Below are 20,454 nucleotides of genomic sequence, written 5' to 3'. Positions count from 1 at the left end.
GCGGTCATCGGCAGTGCCTGCGATGCCTGATCGCGCATGAAGAAAGCCGCATCGGTCAGCGACTATCGCGAACTCGCCAAGGCGCGGCTGCCGCACTTCCTCTTCGAATATCTCGACGGCGGTTCGTACGACGAGGTGACGCTGGCCGCGAACGTCGACGACCTCCGCGCCGTGAAACTTCGCCAGCGCGTCCTTCGCGATGTTTCCGAGCTGGATCTCACCACGGAATTGTTCGGTCAAACTTGGTCGCTGCCGGTGGGCCTCGGACCGGTCGGACTGTCCGGAATGTATGCGCGCCGCGGCGAAGTGCAGGCGGCAAAGGCGGCCCACGCGGCGGGCGTGCCCTTCTCGCTTTCGAGCCTCAGCGTCTGCTCGGTGCGCGAGATCGCGCGTGAGCTCCAGGCGCCATTCTGGATGCAGCTCTACGTCATCCGCGACCGCGGCTTCGTGACGGACCTGTTGGATCAGGCCAAGGAGGCGCGCTGCAGCGCCTTGCTCCTGACAGTGGATCTGCCCGTCGCGGGTAGCCGGTATCGTGATAGCCGCTCGGGCCTGTCTGGCGGCAGCAGGCTTCGCCGGGCATGCCAAGGCCTGCTGCGCCCCAGTTGGGCTTGGGACGTGGGCCTCCGCGGACGTCCGCACAGCCTCGGCAATCTGGAGCCGGTTCTCGGCAAGAATTCCGGCATGGAGGATTATTTCGGCTGGATCGGTGCCAATTTCGACCCACGCATCACATGGAATGACGTCGCCTGGGTCCGCGAGAATTGGGACGGACCGCTCATCATCAAGGGAATCCTCGAACCCGACGACGCGCGTGAAGCCGCGGCGAACGGCGTGGACGGGATCGTCGTGTCCAACCACGGCGGGCGGCAGCTGGATGGCGTCAGCTCGTCCGTTCGAGCGCTACCGTCGGTCGCCGAAGCCGTCGCTGGGCGTATGCCCGTTCTCGTCGACGGAGGCGTTCGCTCTGGTCTCGACGTCATCCGCATGCTCGCCCTCGGCGCCGACTTCGTCCTTCTCGGACGCGCCTGGGCCTACGCTCTCGGGTCACGCGGTGGCGAAGGCGTTGCGCACGTGCTGAAGCTAATCGAAGCGGAGATGCGCGTGGCGATGGCTCTGACGGGTTGCACAGAGGTGCGGAAGATCGGCCCGGAGATCCTTGATCGCCGCTGATCACGCGACGTGGCGGGCCTGATTGCCTTCATCGAAAAGCTTTTCGACTTCCCGCGCCTGCATCGGCTTGGCGAACAGAAAGCCCTGCACCGACGAACAGCCATGCGAGCGAAGCTCTGCCAGCTGCGCGTTGTCCTCCACCCCTTCAGCCGTCGTCTCCATGCCGAGCGCGTTGGCAAGGTCGGTGATCGCAGCGACGATCGCGCTGGCGCCGGGACGGGTCAGGATGTTCTCGATGAAGCTGCGGTCGATCTTGATCTTGTCGAACGGGAAGCTCTGCAAATAGCTGAGCGAGGAATAGCCCGTCCCGAAATCGTCGAGCGCCACCCGCACGCCGATCGAGCGCAGTGCGTGCAACAGCTTCAGCGTTGCGTCGCTGCCGTCGAGGAAGACGGACTCGGTGATCTCGATCTCCAGCCGCTGCGGAGCCAGGCCACTGGCTGCAAGCGCCTGAACGATGGTCTCGTTGAGGCCGCCGCGGTGGAATTGCACCGGCGAGACGTTGACGGCGACGCGCACATGGTCGGGCCACTCGCTTGCCTTGCGGCATGCTTCGCGCAGGGCCCAAGCGCCCATCGGGACGATAAGCCCAGTCTCCTCCGCGACGCCGATGAACTCGAGAGGAGAGACGAGCCCGCGCTCCGGATGATTCCAGCGGATGAGCGCCTCGAAGGAGCCGATGCGATTGCTCTCGAGATCGAAGAGCGGCTGATAGTATAGCTCGAACTCCCCGCGCTCGAGCGCCAGGCGCAGGTCGGTCTCCAATCGGCGCCGATCCTGGGCACGACGGTTCAGGCTCTCTTCGAAGAAGGCAAACGTCCCGCGGCCCGCCTCCTTGGCGCGATAGAGCGCGAGGTCGGCGTTCCTGAGCAGCGTTCCCGCGTCCGGAGCATCGAAAGGCGCGATAGCGATGCCGACGCTGGTGGAGGGCATCAGCTCATTCCCGTCGATGTTGAGCGGGCGGGCGACGGATTCGATCAGCTTCTCCGCGAGCCGGTCAACGGCGTTGCGGTCCTGACCGACCGTCTGAAGCACGACGAACTCATCGCCACCCAGCCGCGCCACGAAATGACCGCGCGCGACTTCGCGAATGCGCTGGCCGGCAGCGATCAGCAAGGCGTCGCCGGCGGGATGGCCGAGCGTGTCGTTGATGACCTTGAACTGGTCGAGGTCGAGGCAGTGAAGCGCGACCAACGATCCGTCGCCGAGCGAGGTGTAAACATGCTCCAGCTGCTGCTGGAACATTGTTCGGTTCGGCAGTCCGGTCAGCACATCGTTGAACGCGAGCTGTGTGATTCTCTTCTCGCGCTCCTCGATCTTGTCGGACATCTCATTGAAAGTGGCGGCGAGGCGGGCAAGCTCGTCTTCGCCCCGAACCTGGACCTTCACATGCTCTCCTGATGCGAGACGTCCTGCAGCATGGTCGAGCCTCGCCAGCGGCTCCGTGATCCGGCCCGCCGCGCGCCAGGTGGCGAAGGCGGCGAGAGTGAGCCCGAGGAGCGTCATCAGCCCAAGCGCCAGCTGCAGCTTGCGGGCCGCGGCGAGCGCCTGCGCCTTCGGATAGGCGAGGATTAGCAACGCGCGATCGCCTGGAAGCATCGTGGGCAGCGGCTTGGCGAGCGTGATCGCCTGCTCGCCCTCGAAGCTCATTTCGAAGGCGGCATTGCTCTTGAGATGCGTGTTGATCGACCGCTTGGCGGCTTCATCGACACTCAGCCCGCCTGCAGCGGTCCGCCAGCTCTGCTCGTCGCCGACAAGCACGCCCGCGTGAAGCGGGATCGCGGAAAGCCGTTCGAGCGAGGTCATCTCGCGCTCGTCGAGGTCCGCCGCGAACACGACCCAGCCGATCAGGCTGGGCGCCATGACAGGTGCAGCGACAAGCTGGCGCGGCTTCCCGCCGAGCACGACCACTCCGCCGAGGCGGCCCGCATCCAGCGGGTCCCATAGCTGCTCCGCTTCGCGCGCGAGCCGATGGTTGGCCAGGCCGTGCACCGACCCGTCGAGCGAGACGATGAAAGCGGTCTTTACCCGCAGGCGCGCCGCCGCATTGCCCAGCGCGGATTCCATCGTGGCCGTGTCGCCGGTCGCGACCGCGGCGCGGAACCCGTAGTCCCGGGCGAGGAGCTGGGACGCCCCCTGCAGCTCGCGAACCCGCTGCTGCCAGAGGCGATCGTAGACGGCGCCGCTCGACTGAAGCTGGTTCTCGACCTGGCGCGAAGCAGCACCGGCGATGAAGGTCGAAAGCGCCGCGGAGACGCACAACATCGCCACCGCGAACAGCAGCGCGAACTGCACCGTCAGGCGCGCGCTCAGCGAGCGGAAGCGCTTGGCGTTAGTAGTCATTGCTCATCGCCATCGGCGGCGCGCGCAGCGCGACCGTGAAGCTCTCGTTGCGGTCGTTCGCCGCGACCTGCCGCTCGACCACATTGCCTTTCGCCCGCAGGTACGGGTGCCAGACCGAGATCTTGCCCGCCGGTGCATTGGCGAACTGGGCGACGCCGTTGGCGCCCGTCTTCGCGGTATATTGCGTGTCCGAGACGTAGATGAACGCCGTCATGGCGTCGTGGATGTTGCAGCCGAGCGCGACGACGCCGGGCTTGTCGAACGTCACGCTGCGCGACTGGTCCCTGGCGAACAGCTTGAGCTCGAACTTCTTGGCAGGCGAAAAAGAATAGACGTGGTGGCGGGTCGGATCGAGGTTCGGGAAGGAGACTTTCGCTCCGACGGGCACGACCAGCACAAACGGATGGAACTGCATGTCCTTCTGCGACACGCTGTAGTTGCCGGACGCCGCCGACCTGCTTGTGCTCCCGGCGGCGCGAAAGGTGACTACGGCATCCCTGACTGGCTGGCCCTTGGCATCGACGACGCGCACCGACAGCGGCGCGGCTGACGCTTGCGCAGCCGAGAGAAGGAACAGCGAAATGAAGAACGCCCGTCGCAACATGGGCCGGTGTTTACGCGCGCGAAGTAAACGGACCGGTGTGCGAAGATGGTTACCAGGCTAGTCGGAGATCTGCCTGAAGACGCGTTTGCTGCTGGCGCGGCGAGAGGGAAACGTGCTCACGCGCAGGATTGTCGCTGGAAACATGAATCAGTTCGACAAGGCCGGTGAAGGGTCCCCATTCGCGCTTGCCGGCGAGCGTCGCCGCCCAGCCGTCTTCATCATATTCCGAATCCCACCAGCTGCCGTGATGGCGGGTCTCGAAGGCCTCGATCCTGCCCGCCAGGCTCAACTTCCCGATCGGCTGCGTGACGAGCAGGAATGCGGACCGAAAACGCATGTCGATCCAGTGCCGGTTGTTCGGCAATTCCGGATAACCCATGCGCGTGCGGCCGGTCATCGCCTGGGCGTGGACATGGGTGCCGGACAGGTCCGCTTCGAAACCCAGATTGGTGAAGTGGGTGCGCCAGCCCCATTCGAGGTCCTCATTCACGGCCTCGGGCTTGGCGCGATTGTCGTAGTGGAAGAGCTCCAGCCGCATCGGCGCCGGTGGCTGCCACGAGACCTTGGCGTAATAGCCCGGCCGCTTGGCAAAGCCGGAATCCACATTGAGCAAAGGGTGCGTAAACGGCGCCTGATAGCCCTCGTCTTCCTCTTCGAACGGTGGAAGAGGCTGATCGTTGAAGGCGAGCGTGCGGCGATTGTGTAGGGCCCAGCCACGGAACGTAAGCAAAGTCCCAGCTGTGTCGTTGGCCGCGAACACGGCTGCCGTCGCGGCGAGCTTGTGCTCGCCAAGGCTTGTCCCAACCGTCCCCTCGAGCGCGACCGGCCGCACTTCCTCGCCGATCCAGCTGTTGATCGCCGAAGGCGTGATCGTGTCACGGACGTGCCAGTCGGCGCCTTCATGCTCGAGGCTGACCGGCGGCCACATCAGCCCCGCGCGGGCGGAGAAGCGCGTCGCCGAGCCGCGCATCGGCTTGTAGCTGAAGTAAGCTTCGCCGATCCCGGCTTCGTTGCGCTCGCCGCCCTGGAACGTGCCGACGACGTTCGCCGAGAGCGCCCAAGTGAAGCGTGGCAGCCAAACGAGATTGGCTTCGCTGAGCATCGGAATGACGCGGAGGTTGCGGTCATTGTCGCCGCTCGTGCTCAGCTTGCCGAAGCCGCCGTCGAGCCAGGTCTCTTCGCCATTCGTTCCGGAAAGGCTGACCGTTCCCGTCACCGAAATCGTTTCTGGCGAGAGGATGTCGGCACTCTGCGCCATTGCGGGCGCGCCGAAGCACGCGCCCGCCGTCACCAGCAGCCGCGCGATAACACCCGGGATCGAGAACGATCGATCGCTACGCACGACCGGGGGGTTAACCGAACAAGGTTAAGGACCCCCAAAGGACTGGGATTTTAGGCAGTTAGTTGGTCGGGGAGAGAGGATTCGAACCTCCGGCCCCTGCCTCCCGAAGACAGTGCTCTACCAGGCTGAGCTACTCCCCGACCGGAACCCGCATTTTGCCACGACGAAGGGTCGCTGCGGGAGCCAAGGCCGCGGCTAGATAGATGGGGGTTTCGCGGAGCGCAACCCGCTTAACGGCCGAGAGCGCGGAACCAGTCTTCCGGCCGTACGAACTTCTCGCGCGGAGAGCCCGGACGCGCCCGTCCGACCTCGGTTTCCTCGATTTTCCGCCAATCGTCATAGTCGGTGAGCATGATGCCGCGCTCGTTGAGGAGTCGCTGCAGGCCCTCGGCGCCCTGGCGATCGCTCGAGCTTCCGGGCGGCATGTCGGCCGCGACAAGCTCCGCGACCTCATATCCGTCGGGCCGATTCGTGCCGATCGTCCCCGTAGGTCCGCGCCTGGCCCAGCCGACTGCGAAGAGCCGGTCCGCGACGCGGCCATCCTGGTTCTGGAACTTGCCGCCACGCTCGTCGTACGGGACGCCGTCCATGCGCGGGCTGGCGTAACCTATGGCCGTAATCACCAGCGATGCGGGCACTTCGTACGTTTCGCCCGTGCCGCGAGCAGCGCCGTTCTCGTCAAGTTCCGTTCGTTCGACGATCACCCGCTCAGCCTTGCCGTCGCCTTCGATGCGAAGCGGCTTGGCGAAGAAGTCGAAGACCATCCGCTTGGGCTTCGCGGAATCGCGCGGCGTGGCCGCGAACTCGCGGAGAATGGTGATCGACTTGCGGTGACCGGGCTCGAGCGCGTCGTCCGCCTCAAGCGGCGGGAAGTCCGCGCCATCGATGACCGGAGCCGACACTTCGAGATGCCCGAGCTCGCCGAGCTCCTTGGGCGTCATTGCGATCTGGTGAGGCCCTCGCCGGCCAAGGATCGTGACCGTAGTGATCGCCGACTTATCGAGCGCCTCCAAAGCATGGCCGACGATGTCCGAGCCTTCGAACTCGTGCTGCGTCTTGGACAGGATGCGAGCGCAATCGAGCGCCACGTTGCCGTTGCCGATGATGACCGCGTGCGTCCCGTCCAGCGGTGGGTCGAGGTCGGCGAAATCGGGATGACCGTTATACCAGCCGACGAACTCGGCGGATCCCACGACACCGGGCAGCTCCTCTCCCGGGATGCCAAGCTTGCGATCGTGCGGGGCGCCGATCGCCAGGATAACAGCGTCGTAAAGCTCCAGCAGCTCCTCGACGGAGACATCGCTGCCGACGTTCACATTGCCGATGAAGTCGACGCCCGGGCTCTCTGCGACCTTGTCGTAGCGCTTGCTGACCGCCTTCAGCGACTGATGGTCCGGCGCCACGCCGAAGCGGATCAGCCCGTACGGCACAGGATAACGGTCGAGAATGTCGATCCGCGCCTGCTCCCCGTACGCCTTTTGCAACGCCTCCGCCGTGTAGAAGCCCGCAGGCCCCGACCCCACCACAGCGAAGTGCCGCATCAGCTTTTCTTGCTCTTGTCTTCGAGGAGGACGTTGCCGCCTTTTGCCTTGAGCGCCGCCTCGATGGGCGCCGCGAATAGGGAAAGCATCCCCGGAAGCATTACTTTGACGCGGACCTTGGAATCCTGGACGTCGATCTGGCCGGCGACCGTCTGGCCCATGGCGGAAATGTCCAGGTTGAGCGTGTCTCCAGTCCAGTTCGACTGAACGTGCGAGGCTGCTCCGCCGGGAAGATGGTCGCGAAGCTTGTGCACATTGTCCGCGATCCGCCGGCGAGCCTCTTCGCGGCCCAGCTTGTGCGGCAGGTCGACTTCGATCGGACGCTCCATCGATGCGACGATGGGATGGCATTCGGCGCTTTGCAAGCCACGCTGCAGGAGTATCATGCCGAAGATGCGTTTGTTCTCAATTCTCCTGTTGCTCGTGGCGACGCCCGCCAGTGCTCAGGTCGTCATGCCCGCGCCGACCGTCGGCAAGATGGTCTATGCCCCGACACCCGCGGTGTGGAATCCGGTCGGCGACTATATCGCCATTGGGCAGGATGAGCCGGGCTACCGCAACTGGTTCGCGGCGACGACTGCGCACGCGACGGCGGTGAAGTCCTTCAACGCTTATCTTGAGCAGTATGAGGTCGGCGGCGTGTTTCCGACCTGGCAGCTGCTGCGCACCGCCACGTCCTGGCAGAAGTGCGGAGGCGCGCCGTTCGAGGTGCCCCCGACGAGCGAATGGCCGCACATCGTGCAGACGCTTCGGTACATTCGCGATTACGTAATCCCAGCCGTCGGTCCGGTCGAGCCGGTGTCCGCGTATCGCAACCCACTGCTCAATGCCTGCGCCGGCGGCGCGCCGGAAAGCGCGCACAAGCATTATTCGGCGATCGACATGGTGCCGCTGCGCCCGACCACTCGCGAGCAGCTGATGCGCACGCTCTGCGCGGTGCAGGCGAGGCGTGGACCGGACTACCAGGTCGGCCTCGGCTTCTACGCGTTCCTCCGTTTCCATGTCGACACGACCAAGTACCGCCGCTGGAACATGGACCCGGCCGTTGCCTCTCTTTGCCCGCCGATCGTGAAGCCCAGCGACGTCGCGACAGTCGGCCAGCCGCTTCAGGCTGCGTCGAGCACGACAAGCTCGACGGCCGTACCAACGGTCAGCGCGGCACCGGTCGACACCGCCACACCGAAGGTGGTCTACGCGCCGCCGTCCACGGCTCCGTCGATGCCGGACTCGCAGCCGCAACATTGACGACGGCCCTTGTGTTGCCCTGACGCAACACCATATCCGGCCTCTAGCCAGGGGTAGGTAATGGATCTCGAAAAGTTCACCGAGCGCGCCCGCGGATTTCTCCAGGCAGCGCAGACGATCGCCGTACGCGAGCATCATCAGCGGATCGCGCCAGCGCATCTTTTGAAGGCGTTGCTCGACGACGAGCAGGGCATGGCTGCCGGGCTGATCGAAGCCGCTGGCGGCGACGCCAAGGCGGCGAAGCGCGAAGTCGATGCGCTCGTATCCAAGATCCCGGCCGTCACCGGCAGCGGCGCGACGCAGGCGCCGGCGCTGGATGGCGACACGATCCGTATCCTCGACCAGGCCGAGCAGGTCGCCCAGAAGTCTGGCGACAGCTATGTCACTGTAGAGCGCATCCTGCTGGCGATGGCGCTGGCGAAGGGCACGGATGTCGCCAACGCTCTGCAGAAGGCGGGGGTGACTCCGCAGAACCTGAATGCGGCGATCGAGCGTCTCCGCGGCGGCCGGACGGCGGACACACAGTCGGCGGAGGACCGCTACGACGCCTTGAAGAAATATGCGCGCGACCTCACGGCTGTAGCGCGTGAAGGCAAGCTCGACCCGGTCATCGGCCGCGACGAGGAAATCCGCCGCACGATCCAGGTGCTCGCCCGCCGGACCAAGAACAATCCGGTGCTGATCGGCGAGCCGGGTGTCGGCAAGACGGCCATTGCCGAGGGACTCGCGCTGCGCATCACCAACGGCGACGTGCCGGACGGCATCAAGGACAAGCGGCTGCTCGCGCTCGACATGGGCGCGTTGATCGCCGGTGCGAAATATCGCGGCGAGTTCGAGGAGCGCCTGAAGGGCGTGCTCGACGAGGTGAAGCAGGCCGCCGGCGACATCATCCTCTTCATCGACGAGATGCACACGCTCGTCGGCGCCGGGAAGGCCGAAGGCGCGATGGACGCCGGCAACCTGCTGAAGCCCTCGCTCGCTCGGGGCGAGCTACACTGCATCGGCGCGACCACGCTCGACGAGTATCGCAAGTATATCGAAAAGGACGCAGCGCTGGAGCGGCGCTTCCAGCCCGTGTTCGTGGGCGAGCCGAGCGTTCCCGACACCATTTCGATCCTGCGCGGTCTGAAGGAGAAGTACGAGCTTCACCACGGTGTGAGGATCACCGACGGCGCGATCGTCGCCGCGGCGACACTGTCTAACCGCTACATCACTGACCGTTTCCTGCCGGACAAGGCGATCGACCTCATGGACGAGGCGGCGAGCCGGATCCGAATGGAGGTCGAATCCAAGCCCGAGGAGATCGAGAATCTCGACCGGCGCATCATCCAGCTCAAGATCGAGCGCGAGGCGCTGAAGAAGGAGCAGGATGCCGCGTCGAAGGACCGGCTCAAGAAGCTGGAGGAAGAGCTGGCGAACCTCGAGCAGCAGTCCTCCGAGCTGACCCAGCGCTGGCAGGCCGAGAAGGACAAGATCAGCGCCGAGGCCAAGATCAAGGAACAGCTCGACCAGGCCCGCATCGAACTCGAGCAGGCGCAGCGGAACGGCGATCTCGCCAAGGCGGGCGAGCTGCAATACGGGCGCATCCCCGAGCTGGAGAAGCAGCTCCGTGAGGCTCAGGCGGCCGTGAAAGGCGCGATGCTCCGGGAGGAAGTTACTGCCGAGGACATCGCTTCGGTGGTCAGCCGGTGGACCGGCGTTCCCGTCGAACGGATGCTGGAAGGCGAGCGCGAGAAGCTGCTGCAGATGGAAGCGCTGATCGGCGCCCGGGTCATCGGCCAGGAAGATGCCGTCAAAGCCGTCTCCGCGGCCGTCCGCCGCTCACGCGCCGGGCTGCAGGACCCGAACCGGCCGCTCGGCTCCTTTCTGTTCCTGGGCCCGACGGGCGTCGGCAAGACCGAGTTGACGAAGGCGCTCGCCGAATTCCTGTTCGATGACGCCTCGGCGATGGTCCGCATCGACATGTCCGAGTTCATGGAGAAGCACGCGGTCGCGCGGCTGATCGGCGCTCCTCCGGGCTACGTCGGCTATGAGGAAGGCGGCGTCCTGACCGAAGCGGTTCGGCGGCGGCCCTACCAGGTCGTGCTGTTCGACGAGGTCGAGAAGGCGCACGGCGACGTGTTCAACGTGCTCCTGCAGGTGCTCGACGACGGCCGCCTCACCGATGGGCAGGGCCGCACGGTCGACTTCTCGAACACGATCATCATCCTGACCTCCAACCTCGGCTCGCAATATCTCGCCTCGCTTGGCGATGATGATCCGGTCGAGAAGGTCGAACCGCAGGTGATGGAAGTCGTGCGCGGGCACTTCCGGCCCGAGTTCCTGAACCGCCTGGACGAGATCATCCTGTTCCACCGGCTCAGCGCGGGCCACATGGGACCGATCGTCGATATCCAGGTCGCGCGGCTGCAGAAGCTGCTCGAGGATCGCAAGATCCGCATCGACCTCACGGATGCGGCGCGCGCATGGCTCGGCCGCGTCGGCTACGATCCGGTCTACGGTGCGCGACCACTCAAGCGGGCGATACAGAAGTACCTGCAGGATCCGCTCGCGGACAAAATTCTGGCCGGGGAGATCAAGGACGGTCAGGAAGTGCGCGTGGACGAGGGTGACGGCGGGCTCGTCATCACGCCCGCGAACGAGACGGGGCCCGAGGCCGCCGAATAATCAGCCGAGACGTTGACGGTCGGCCGCTTCATAGAGGCGGCGGATCATCGCGCGCTCATGCTCGCTGAGATGAGGGTTCCACGTGTCGATGATCAGCACCGCGCGGTCCTCGTTGCTGCGGTTCCACGCCTCATGCTCGATCGTATCGTCGAACACGAACGCCTCGCCGACGCGCCACGACCGCGTCTCGCCCCCGACGCGGAATGCGCAGCCCGCGGGGACGATCAGCGGCAAATGGACGACGCTGCGGACGTTCGTGACCCCGGTGTGCGGCGGAATGTGGGCTCCAGCCTTGAGGATCGAGAAGAAGGCGTTCGGCGCTCGGCCGGAGATCCGGGGAAGCGGAAGCGATTCGAGCAGAGCGGCGGTTCGAGGCACGCGGGCGCAGACCGCGTCGTTGCGCTCGCCCTCTTTCCACAGATGCAGCGCCCCCCAGTCGAGTGACTTGTCGAGCTCAGACCATTTGTTCGCCGGCATGCCTTCCGGCATCGAGATGTAGGGCACCAGGCCGACGTCGGGCGTCGCGAGAACCGCCTTTAGCTCTTCGATGACGACGGCCGTGGCCGCTTCCAACTGCTCCAGCCAGGTGAAATGCTCGCGGTCGAAAAATTCGTCGGCGGGCAGGAACGGATAGTGCAGTCCTTCGCAATGGTTTGCGTAGATGGCCCGCTTTCCCAGCCAAGCATCAGAAGCTGCTTGCATCCTTCGCCTGTCCCGGACGCTCGCTTCCGAAAGCTCGGCGTCGAGCGCATCCGCAACGGCAGTCGCGAGCTGCCGCTTCTCCTCCCGAACTGCGTTCTTGGCTCGCTCGACGATGGCGAGGAACTCCGGCGAAGGATCCTCGATGTGCGACGAAAGCTGGATGACCGCGCGCCAGCGGTCTGCCGCCTTCGCCGACCTCCCCTGCCGCTCGTAAAGTTCCGCAAGCCGAATCAGCGCAAGCAAATCGGTCTGGTCGAGCGTCAGGGCCTTTTCGAGAGCTGCTTCCTCGGCAGCTGCATTGCCGAGCATCCGACGCGCCGTCGCAAGGTTGATCCAATGCCCGCGATTATCCGGCTCTCGCCTGCACGCTATCTCGAAATGGTCGGCTGACGCACCGGCGTCTTGCCGCTCCAGAGCATCGACGCCCAGAAGGTTGCGGGCACTTGGCTCCTCGCTGTCGATGGCCAGGACGGCTTCCAGATGCTTCCGCGCGACGTCGCGCTGGCCGGCGCTCCGAGCGTGCTGGGCCGCTTCAAGGTGTTGGTGGATGGTGCCGCCCGCCATGCGACCGGCATTCAGGCAGACCGCCCCTTAGTGGTCAAGCAATGCCTATTTGCAGGTCAGGCCGTCGCGCACGCACGGGCTTCTTTGCGCTGCATCGAGCGCATCGCGGTCCTGCTGCTTCCGCTCCGCCCACTCGGCGCGCGTTCCGCAGAAGCGCTTCGTGGCGAGGCGGCTGCCGATCATCGTGATGTTCTGGCAGATCTTCTCGTTCGGATCCGGCGTGTTCGTGCCTGGGTTGGCATTCGCTGGCGGCGCCGGGGCCGTTTGAGCGGACGCCATGCTGGAAATCATCAGGGCCGACGCAACCATCAGAGATCGAACAATCATCTCATGAACTCCTGACTAGCAAGAGGGATGCCCCCCGCCGTTGTTATGAGTGAGCACGCAGGGGCCGCGTTGCGCCGCATCGAGAGCCTCCCGATCCGCCCGCTTGCGCTCTGCCCATTCGGCGCGGGTCCCGCAGAACCGGCGGCTCGCCAACCTGCTGCCCGTCACCACGATATTCTCGCAGATCTTCTGGTTCGGGTCCTCGGAGGCGGTCGTCGCATTCTTCTGGTCGGCGAGCGCGGGGGTCGCCGTCAGGCAAAGCCCGCAGACGGCGATCATCATCAAAGGCGGCTTCAGCACGAAGGCCCTCCCGTGTTCTTGTTCCCGACGGTGGTGCAGGGACCGCCGATCTGCCTCTGAGCCTGCTCGACGGCCTCACGGTCGAGCCGCTTCTTCTCTTCCCATTCGGCGCGCGTCCCGCACACCTTCTTCTTGGCGAGGCGGCTGCCGATCGCGGGGATGCTTTCGCAGACCTTTTCGTTTGGATCGTAGCCAGTGGCTTTGCTCGCCGTCTGAGCGGTTGCTGGAGGCACTGCCGCAAGGGAAAAAGCGAAGGTCAGTGCAAGGGGGCGAACGAACATGAGCGTCTCCCTGTCCAATGCGATTCGGAGCCGCCCGCGAAACCGCGAACAGCCAAACCAAATTTGTGAACTTCGTCTAGTGTTTAGCGCAAGGTCAATTCGACCAACGGCGGATGGTCAGCCGCCCGCGTTCTTCTCGGCCTGAAGGCTGGCATCGGCATCGGCATAGGCTTCCTGCCGCTCCACGCTCCAGTAGCGGAGCTCGTGCAGCGGAATGTGCGCGCCTGTGACCGCACAGATCACGTGATCGCCGTTCGAGAGCACCCTGAACGTGCCAGGAAGATAGTGAAGGCGGGCCATCCGGCCGGTGCCGCTCATCAGCATTGGCTAGTCCTCAGGTTCATCGAACAGCCCCCGTTGAGGAGCGACATAGGGTCGGCTGGACGTCCTCTCAACCCGTGGCGGGCGCCTGGGCTCCGCTTCGGTGGTCGCTTCGACGGTCCCGTCGCCGAAATGCAGCGTGAGTGTCTTGGCCGCGCGCGCCTCCGGGGCGTGGGTGAGGGTCTTGCCCGCACGGTCGGTGACGCGGGCGAATCCGCGCTTTAGCGGGCGGTCGGGGTGCGCGAGCTCGGCCAGCCGCCAGAGCGAGGCCAGCCGGTCCTCGGCGCGGTGGATACGGTCCGTCAGAAGCTCCATCCGCAGCCTGGGTGCGACTGCGCTAAGGTCGGCGCGAGCGTGGGCGGCACGCGCCGCCAGCGCTCGCGGCATGCGCGCGACAAGATCGTCTACGCGCTGGGTTGCCGGAGCGAACAGCGCTTCCGGCTGCGGCCAGCGATGAAGCGTGAGGTCGAGCCTTTCGCGGGCTCGTCGCGCGTGGACGGTGAGACACGACGCCGAACGCCGACCGAGGTCGTCCACCAGCGCCATCAGCTCCGACCTGACCGGGACCGCGATCTCGGCCGCCGCCGTAGGGGTCGGCGCCCGCATGTCCGAGGCGAAGTCGATCAAGGTCGTATCGGTCTCATGGCCCACGGCCGAGATCAGAGGGATCGGCGATTCCGCCGCCGCGCGTACGACCTCTTCCTCGTTGAAGGCCCACAGGTCCTCGATCGATCCGCCGCCGCGAGCGACGATTAGCAGGTCGGGTCTGGGCACCGGACCACCCGGTTCAAGCGCGCCGAACCCGCGGATCGCCTGCGCGACCTTTGTTGACGCGCCCTCCCCCTGCACCGGGACCGGCCAGACGATGACGTGGGTCGGGCAGCGATCCTCCAGGCGGTGGAGGATGTCGCGGATGACCGCGCCGGTCGGCGAGGTGACCACGCCGATCAGGCGCGGGAGGTACGGCAGCTTGCGTTTGCGGCCGACGTCGAACAGGCCTTCCGCGGCCAGGGCCCGCCGACGTTTGTCGAGCAGAGCCATGAGGGCGCCCTCGCCCGCCAACTCCATCCGCTCGACCATGATCTGGTATTTCGAGCGGCCGGGGTACGTCGTCAGCTTGCCGGTCGCGATGACCTCGGCTCCGTCCTCGGGGCGGAAGGCAAGCGTCTGCGCCGAGCTGCGCCAGACGACCGCGTCCATGCAGGCGCCCTCGTCCTTCAATGAGAAATAGCAATGGCCCGAAGCGTGACGTTTGAAGCCGGAAATCTCGCCGCGGACTCGGACCCGGCCGAACGAGGCCTCGATAGTCCGCTTCAGGGACGACGACAGCTCGGTAACGGACAACGCTGGCGCGTTGTCGCCGGCCTTGGCCTCGGCTAACAGTCCACCGCCGCTGTCTTCGGGGAGATCCATGAACATCCTGCTGCTGGGTTCGGGTGGACGCGAAGATGCGCTCGCGTGGCGGCTGAGGCAATCGCCGAGCTGCGAAACACTCATCGCTTCGCCGGGAAATCCGGGCATTTCACGATGGGCTGAATGCGTCGGCATCGACCCGTGCGATCCCGAGGCGGTGACGAACCTCGCGAAGGACCGTGACATCGGCCTGGTGGTCATTGGGCCCGAGGCGCCCTTGGTGGCGGGCGTTGCAGATGCGCTGCGTAGCGCTGCGATTCCGGTCTTCGGACCAAACGCGGCCGCTGCCCAGCTCGAAGGCTCCAAGGGCTTCACCAAGGACCTGTGCGCCGCAAACGACATTCCCACCGCCGGCTACGTGCGTGTCGAGACTGTCGATGAAGCGCGCAACGCGCTGGCGCAGTTCGGCGCACCGGTCGTCATCAAGGCCGACGGGCTCGCCGCCGGCAAGGGCGTCACCCTCGCCATGTCCATGGTCGAAGCGGAAGCCGCGATCGACGCGGCGGGCGACGGACCGATGGTCATCGAGGAATTCCTGGAGGGCGAGGAAGCGAGCCTGTTCGCGCTGGTCGATGGCGAAACCGCTATCTCGCTGGCCTCGGCACAGGACCACAAGCGCGTCGGCGAAGGGGACACGGGCCCGAACACCGGTGGCATGGGCGCCTACAGCCCCGCGCCCGTGCTGACCGCCGAACTCGAACGACGCGCGATGAAAGAGATCGTGCTCCCGACCGCGCGGGCCATGGCAAGCGCCGGGACGCCCTTCTCGGGCGTTCTCTACGCAGGGCTCATGCTGACGCACGATGGGCCGAAGCTGATCGAATATAACGTCCGGTTCGGAGACCCCGAGTGCGAGGCAATCATGCCTCTCATCGAGGGTGACTTCGCCGAGCTCCTGCTCAATGTCGCGACCGGTCGACTGTCTGGCGTCGAGCCGCGGCTTTCGCCGCAGCACGCCGTGACCGTCATCGTCGCAGCGCGAGGTTATCCCGGCACGCCGGCAAGCGGAGGCCTCATCCGCGAGATCGAGGCTGCCGAGCAGATTACCGGCGTGACCGTCTTCCATGCCGGCACCGCCCAGTCCGACAATGGCCTCGTCGCGAAAGGCGGACGCGTCCTCGCGGTCACGGCCATCGCCGAGACCTTCGCCAATGCACGGGCGCGGGCGTACCGCGCCGTCGATCAGATCGATTTCGCGGACGGCTTCTATCGCAGCGACATCGGTTGGCGCGAGATTCAACGGTCAGAGGGGGCAATGGCGGGCGAATGAATGCTTTGTGGGACGCGTACTGGCCGGTCCTGACGGCCGCCATCATCATCGGGCTGAACGCCGGCGCATTCGCCTTCCGCCGCAAGACGGCAACGCGGTTTCAGACCTCTTCCTACACCCGCAAGCGCGCCCTGATCCTCGCGAGCGGCATTGCGGTCGCGCTCGTCTTCGGAGCGGTGTGGCACGGCCCAGTCGGCTACGGCGAACGCTTCGCCTCAGGCGTCGAAGCCAGGTCGAAGAAGACACTCGTCGACTTCGAGATGGCGCAGGTGCAGGCGAAGCTGGAGCGCGGACCGCTTCGTCGCACTCTCCTCCTCACCGGTCCGGCGGACGATTTCCAGCGTACCGAGCTCGTGCGGATCATGCGCGCTGTCGACGGCGCGGGATCAGCGCGCTGGCAGGACATGCCCGAGCCGCTGCAGCTGCCGCTGCTGGCGGAAGTGGAACTTGGGGCGCTCGTCAGCTTTGGCTTGGGACTGTTGTTGGCCTACTTGCTCGAGCTTCGTCGACGCTCGCGCGCTCAGTGGAGATGGTGAATGGATTTTGGTGGCAACCTCGTCTGGATCATCCTTGGGATCGTCGTTCTCGCGATCCTCGCGTTTCTGCTGCTGCGGCCGCGACAAAGGGTTCAGCTGAGCGATACCACCCCGGTCCGGCCCCACATGCAGCATTTGAACAAGGACGGTGGTGAGCCGAACGATTTGGTTTCGGAAGCCGCAGCTGCGATCGGCGACGTATCCGGCGAGATTCTCGATGCGCCGGTCCACGCCCACCTTCCGGGCGCGTCTGGACCCGCCGACGACCTGCAGAGGCTGAAGGGCGTGGGCCCGAAATTCGCGCAGATGCTCAACGAGCGGGGGATCCTGCGCTACGATCAGCTCGCAAAACTTTCCGCGGCTGAGATCGAGCATCTCGACAAGGACCTCGGCCCCTTTCGCGGCCGCCTGCTCCGGGACCGTGTCGTCGAGCAGGCGGACTACCTCGCCCGCGGAGACACCGAAGGTTTTGAGTCCCGCTTCGGCAGCCTCAACTAGCGAGCCTCCGGGATCAGTGCCTTGTGGAGCGGCTCGACCCAGCCGTTCTTCTTCATGTCCCAGACGATGAAGTCGCTGTCGAACTGCCAATAGGCCCACGAGAAGCCGTGGCGTTCGGCCTCGCGCGCGACCGCCTCGGTATAAGCCGCGCGCATTTCGATCGGCGTTCCGCTGCCGTCGTAGGCGCCGAACTCGCCAAGCAGGATTTGGCGATCGTTGGCTTTGGCCCAGGCTGCGACCTCGTCGAAGTCCTTCGCGACAGCGGCGCGGTCCGCGTCAGTGCCCCAGGTAATTCCGCGCAGGAGCTTGGTCTCCTCGACCCATGACGCGCCCTGATGGGTGAACGGGAACGGATCGTAATAATGGAAGGTGACGATGATGTTCGGGTCAGCCGGCAGCTTAAGCGCGTCGAGCTTAGACCGGCTGTTCCACTGCGTCGGGCCAATGACCACGCGCCGGGTCGGATTCGTCTGGCGAACGATCGCGAGGATCTCTGGGTACAGCGCATTCCAAGTATCCGCGTCGAGCTTGGCGTGCGGCTCGTTCAATAGCTCGAAGAGGACGCTCTGCGGCGCATCACGATAGCGCGGCGCGACCTGGTTCCAGAACGCGGACAGCTTTGCGCGGCAGGTGTCGACGTTGTCGGAGCAGGCGTTGAAGTCGTGCTCGTCGATGATGACCGACAGGCCGGCCGCGGTCGCATTCTCCACGATCCAGTCGAGACGTTCGAGGAAGGCCGGGCTCAGCTGATTTTCGGCATTCATGTGCTTGAAGGCGGCTAGATTGACGCGAACAAAGTCGAAGCCGCCCTGACGGATCTCAGCAAAGTGACGTTGCTGGAAGCGGCCCTTCGCAGGGTCGGTCCAGATCGGGTCGTAGCCGAGAACGTTGACACCCCGGCGAAGCTCGGCGCTGGGTGCCCCTGCCGGTGTCGAGGCTGTTTCAGGCGCAGGCGTCTCCGCTGCACAGGCCGTCAGCAGACACGCAATAATCGGCGCAATCAGCTTCTTGAACATCACTCCCCCTCTTCGTGAGCCTCAGTCCTGCACGACCGACGCAGGCTCCTGTTCCTTGGACCGCCGCTTCGGACGCGACGCAATCAGCTTGTCGATCTTGCGGCCGTCGAGATCGACGACCTCGAACTTCCAGCCGTCGTGCGTGAACACCTCCCCGGTGTCGGGAAGGTGCTTGAGCACGGACAAAGCGAAGCCGGCGACCGTCGCGTAGTCGCGATCGTTCGGCATGTTGATGCCTAGGCGGTCGATCAGCAGGTCAGCGCTGGCAGCTCCCGAAACCAGCCAGCTGCCATCGTCACGCTCGACCAGCGGCGGCTCCTCGTCCTCCACGTCGTGTGCGAAGGCACCCGCCAGAGCGGCAAGGATGCTGCCGGGCGTCACGATGCCGTCGAAATGGCCGTATTCGTCGTGGACGAGGGCGAGGGGCACTTCGGCAGAGCGAAGCACCGCCAGCGCGTCCATCGCGTCCATCAGGTCGGGAATGACCGGCGCGGGCTTCACCAGCTCGCGCAAGCTCAGCTCCCGCCCTTCGAGCACCGTATCAAGGAGGTCGCGCGTCTGGATCACGCCGACGATATTGTCGACGGAACCCTCGGCGACCGGCACCCGCGTGTGCGGGATCTCCTTCAGTGCCTGGCGCAGCTCTTCGCCCGCCTTCGAGATATCGATCCAGTCGACGTCGGTGCGGGGCGTCATCACCTCGCGCACCGGGCGATCGGCGAGGCGCACGATGCCGGAGATGATCGCTCGTTCGCTCTCTTCCAAAACGCCCGCCGTCTGCGCTTCGGCGACGACCAGGTGAAGTTCCTCGGCGGTGACCGTGTTCTCCGATTCGCGGCTGAGCCCGATGAGCTTGAACACGAGTCGGCTCGTTTGGTCGAGCAACCAGACGAAGGGCGCCGTGATCTTCGACAGCCACAACATCGGGCGCGCCATGACTGCTGCGATCGGCTCCGGCGAGCGAAGGGCGATCTGCTTCGGAACGATCTCGCCGATCACCAGCGAAACGTAGGTGGTCAGAACGATGACCAGGCCGAACCCCAGCGATTCAGCTGTTTCCGGGCTGAAGCCCAACTGCTGAATGCGCTCTGCGGCCGGTTTGCCGAGGCTTGCTCCAGAAAAAGCGCCCGCGAAGATGGCAATCAGCGTGATGCCCGTCTGGACGGTCGCGAGGAACCGTCCCGGGTCGGACGCGAGGTCGAGAGCGCATTGCGCTCCCCTGCTGCCGCTCTTGGCCATGGCCTTGAGCCGCGCCTCGCGCGCCGAAACGATCGAAAGCTCGCTCATCGCCAGCACGCCGTTCAGCGCGACCAGGGCGAGGATGATGACGACGTCGATCCAGGGGATGGGAGTAGGAGCACTCATTGCTTGAGACTGCTAAATGCCGTGGAGCGATTTTGTTCACAAGCGCCGATATATTCGCAGGCGGAATGAGAGCTTAGCGGCGCTCTTCGAAGAAGCGCCGCAGCAGGGCCGCCGCCTCGTCTTCTCCAATGCCGCCGAGGACGTCCGGCCGATGGTGGCAGGTCGGCTGGTTGAAGATGCGCGCGCCGTGGACGACACCACCGCCCTTCGGGTCCTCGGCCGCGAAACGAACCGCATCCACGCGGGCGAGCGCCATCGCCGCCGCGCACATCGCGCACGGCTCCAGGCTCACCCAGATCGTGCATCCGTCGAGCCGCGGCTGGCCGAGCTTGGATGCGGCTTCGCGTATGGCGACGATCTCGGCATGGGCCGTGGGGTCGATGCTTCCCCGCATGGCATTGCGCGCCTCCGCGACGATTTCGTCGCCTTTGGTCACGACTGCCCCGACCGGTACCTCCCCGGCCTCTGCTGCCTCGCGGGCAAGGTCGAGCGCACGGCGCATCGGCGGTGGAAGCGGAAAGCTCACGGCTGTCGCGGCTAGCGCAGCCGTGCATCTGTGTCGACGCGGCGCCTATTGCGCGGCGTTCGTGGCCGGCGCCTGCTCGTTGGCCTCGTTGACCTTGAGCGTCGGGACCGGAACGGCAACGGTCTTTTCTTTCGCCTGCACGCTGACGGAGCCCGTCTCCACGTCGAACGCGGGAGCCTTTCCGCCCTTTGCAACGATTCCTTCGCGGGTGGCCTCGACCTTCGGTACCTCCGCCGGCCGGGTCTGATTGATGTTCAGCAGACCGGTGGCTACCAGCGCGATGAGAACCACGACGGCGAGGATCAGGACGAGCAGGACGGGGCGCATTGGCGGCTCTCACTTCTTGTTACGTTCCCGACACAACGCAGCGAACCCTGCCAAGGTTTCCGCCCAAGTGTTGACGTCCACCGCCCCAGCCGC

Annotated in this window: 21 protein-coding genes and 1 tRNA gene; 6 read left to right on the top strand and 16 right to left on the bottom strand. The window is 65.5% G+C overall.

Translation table 11 applies throughout. From position 1 onward, the window contains the following. The first annotated feature begins 36 nt into the window (after nt 1–36). Nucleotides 37–1,173, top strand: coding sequence for an L-lactate dehydrogenase (locus LZ016_RS13485; protein WP_241447976.1), 1,137 nt, complete (start codon nt 37–39; stop codon nt 1,171–1,173). Here the strand turns inward: LZ016_RS13485 and LZ016_RS13480 are convergent, their stop codons facing one another. From LZ016_RS13480 to LZ016_RS13455, 6 genes are all read right to left on the bottom strand, one after another. Beyond that, entirely contained in the window at nt 1,174–3,516 is a 2,343-nt protein-coding gene (locus tag LZ016_RS13480; protein ID WP_241447975.1) for a putative bifunctional diguanylate cyclase/phosphodiesterase, read from the bottom strand. It abuts the gene before it with no gap. Beyond that, nucleotides 3,506–4,120 carry a methylamine utilization protein gene (locus LZ016_RS13475; protein WP_241447974.1) on the bottom strand — a complete coding sequence of 205 codons (615 nt, stop codon included), beginning with the start codon at nt 4,118–4,120 and terminating at the stop codon, nt 3,506–3,508. The genes LZ016_RS13480 and LZ016_RS13475 overlap by 11 nt, the downstream gene beginning before the upstream one ends. A 49-nt stretch (nt 4,121–4,169) precedes the next feature. Beyond that, entirely contained in the window at nt 4,170–5,462 is a 1,293-nt protein-coding gene (locus tag LZ016_RS13470; RefSeq protein WP_241447973.1) for a hypothetical protein, read from the bottom strand. 63 nt (nt 5,463–5,525) lie between these two features. Then, a tRNA-Pro gene (locus LZ016_RS13465) sits at nt 5,526–5,602 on the bottom strand. A gap of 90 nt (nt 5,603–5,692) precedes the next feature. Beyond that, a complete protein-coding gene (locus tag LZ016_RS13460) occupies nt 5,693–7,003 on the bottom strand; it encodes an FAD-dependent oxidoreductase (protein WP_241447972.1) in 1,311 nt (436 codons plus the stop codon). Further along, nucleotides 7,003–7,389 carry a polyhydroxyalkanoic acid system family protein gene (locus tag LZ016_RS13455; protein ID WP_241447971.1) on the bottom strand — a complete coding sequence of 129 codons (387 nt, stop codon included), beginning with the start codon at nt 7,387–7,389 and terminating at the stop codon, nt 7,003–7,005. Before LZ016_RS13455 ends, LZ016_RS13460 begins: the two co-directional genes overlap by 1 nt. On the opposite strand from LZ016_RS13455, the gene LZ016_RS13450 reads away from it, so the two are divergent. Together LZ016_RS13450 and clpB are read left to right on the top strand one after the other, a co-directional pair. Then, entirely contained in the window at nt 7,388–8,248 is an 861-nt protein-coding gene (locus LZ016_RS13450) for a hypothetical protein (protein WP_241447970.1), read from the top strand. The genes LZ016_RS13455 and LZ016_RS13450 overlap by 2 nt on opposite strands. A gap of 60 nt (nt 8,249–8,308) precedes the next feature. Further along, entirely contained in the window at nt 8,309–10,915 is a 2,607-nt protein-coding gene (clpB, locus tag LZ016_RS13445; protein WP_241447969.1) for an ATP-dependent chaperone ClpB, read from the top strand. Here the strand turns inward: clpB and LZ016_RS13440 are convergent, their stop codons facing one another. The 6 genes from LZ016_RS13440 to xseA all read right to left on the bottom strand — a co-directional run bounded on the left by LZ016_RS13440 (nt 10,916) and on the right by xseA (nt 14,829). Continuing rightward, nucleotides 10,916–12,181, bottom strand: a complete 1,266-nt coding sequence (locus LZ016_RS13440; RefSeq protein ID WP_241447968.1) for an aspartyl/asparaginyl beta-hydroxylase domain-containing protein — start codon at nt 12,179–12,181, stop codon at nt 10,916–10,918. A gap of 45 nt (nt 12,182–12,226) precedes the next feature. Beyond that, nucleotides 12,227–12,508: a hypothetical protein gene (locus LZ016_RS13435; RefSeq protein ID WP_241447967.1), complete on the bottom strand. Its 282-nt coding sequence runs from the start codon at nt 12,506–12,508 to the stop codon at nt 12,227–12,229. 15 nt (nt 12,509–12,523) lie between these two features. Beyond that, on the bottom strand, nt 12,524–12,808 hold the full coding sequence (locus LZ016_RS13430) for a hypothetical protein (RefSeq protein WP_241447966.1): 285 nt from the start codon (nt 12,806–12,808) through the stop codon (nt 12,524–12,526). Then, the gene (locus LZ016_RS13425; RefSeq protein ID WP_241447965.1) at nt 12,802–13,089 is read right to left on the bottom strand and encodes a hypothetical protein; all 288 of its coding nucleotides are present in this window, start codon (nt 13,087–13,089) and stop codon (nt 12,802–12,804) included. The genes LZ016_RS13430 and LZ016_RS13425 overlap by 7 nt, the downstream gene beginning before the upstream one ends. Nucleotides 13,090–13,206: 117 nt before the next feature. Further along, complete coding sequence (locus tag LZ016_RS13420) at nt 13,207–13,413, bottom strand: DUF2093 domain-containing protein (RefSeq protein ID WP_241447964.1); 207 nt, start codon at nt 13,411–13,413, stop codon at nt 13,207–13,209. A 3-nt stretch (nt 13,414–13,416) separates the two neighbouring features. After that, nucleotides 13,417–14,829 (bottom strand): exodeoxyribonuclease VII large subunit, encoded by a 1,413-nt coding sequence (xseA, locus tag LZ016_RS13415; protein ID WP_436286369.1) that lies wholly within the window; start codon nt 14,827–14,829, stop codon nt 13,417–13,419. On the opposite strand from xseA, the gene purD reads away from it, so the two are divergent. The 3 genes from purD to LZ016_RS13400 are packed head-to-tail and all read left to right on the top strand — an operon-like array spanning nt 14,822 to nt 17,127. Continuing rightward, nucleotides 14,822–16,093 carry a phosphoribosylamine--glycine ligase gene (purD, locus tag LZ016_RS13410; RefSeq protein WP_241447962.1) on the top strand — a complete coding sequence of 424 codons (1,272 nt, stop codon included), beginning with the start codon at nt 14,822–14,824 and terminating at the stop codon, nt 16,091–16,093. The two genes, xseA and purD, sit on opposite strands and share 8 nt — an antisense overlap. Next, entirely contained in the window at nt 16,090–16,629 is a 540-nt protein-coding gene (locus LZ016_RS13405) for a hypothetical protein (RefSeq protein WP_241447961.1), read from the top strand. Before purD ends, LZ016_RS13405 begins: the two co-directional genes overlap by 4 nt. After that, nucleotides 16,630–17,127 carry a helix-hairpin-helix domain-containing protein gene (locus LZ016_RS13400; protein ID WP_241447960.1) on the top strand — a complete coding sequence of 166 codons (498 nt, stop codon included), beginning with the start codon at nt 16,630–16,632 and terminating at the stop codon, nt 17,125–17,127. Here the strand turns inward: LZ016_RS13400 and LZ016_RS13395 are convergent. The 4 genes from LZ016_RS13395 to LZ016_RS13380 form a co-directional block, all read right to left on the bottom strand. Continuing rightward, nucleotides 17,124–18,143 (bottom strand): glycoside hydrolase family 5 protein, encoded by a 1,020-nt coding sequence (locus LZ016_RS13395; protein WP_241447959.1) that lies wholly within the window; start codon nt 18,141–18,143, stop codon nt 17,124–17,126. The genes LZ016_RS13400 and LZ016_RS13395 overlap by 4 nt on opposite strands. Nucleotides 18,144–18,164: 21 nt before the next feature. Continuing rightward, nucleotides 18,165–19,508: a hemolysin family protein gene (locus LZ016_RS13390; RefSeq protein ID WP_241447958.1), complete on the bottom strand. Its 1,344-nt coding sequence runs from the start codon at nt 19,506–19,508 to the stop codon at nt 18,165–18,167. 73 nt (nt 19,509–19,581) lie between these two features. Beyond that, on the bottom strand, nt 19,582–20,010 hold the full coding sequence (locus LZ016_RS13385; RefSeq protein WP_241448381.1) for a nucleoside deaminase: 429 nt from the start codon (nt 20,008–20,010) through the stop codon (nt 19,582–19,584). A 69-nt stretch (nt 20,011–20,079) separates the two neighbouring features. Then, nucleotides 20,080–20,361 carry a hypothetical protein gene (locus LZ016_RS13380; RefSeq protein ID WP_241447957.1) on the bottom strand — a complete coding sequence of 94 codons (282 nt, stop codon included), beginning with the start codon at nt 20,359–20,361 and terminating at the stop codon, nt 20,080–20,082. Between the last annotated feature and the right edge of the window lie 93 nt (nt 20,362–20,454).

It is taken from the genome of Sphingomonas telluris (assembly GCF_022568775.1).
Classification (GTDB): domain Bacteria; phylum Pseudomonadota; class Alphaproteobacteria; order Sphingomonadales; family Sphingomonadaceae; genus Sphingomicrobium; species Sphingomicrobium telluris.
Note: the sequence above shows the minus strand (reverse complement) of the source record. Positions and strands in the feature narration are given on the sequence as shown.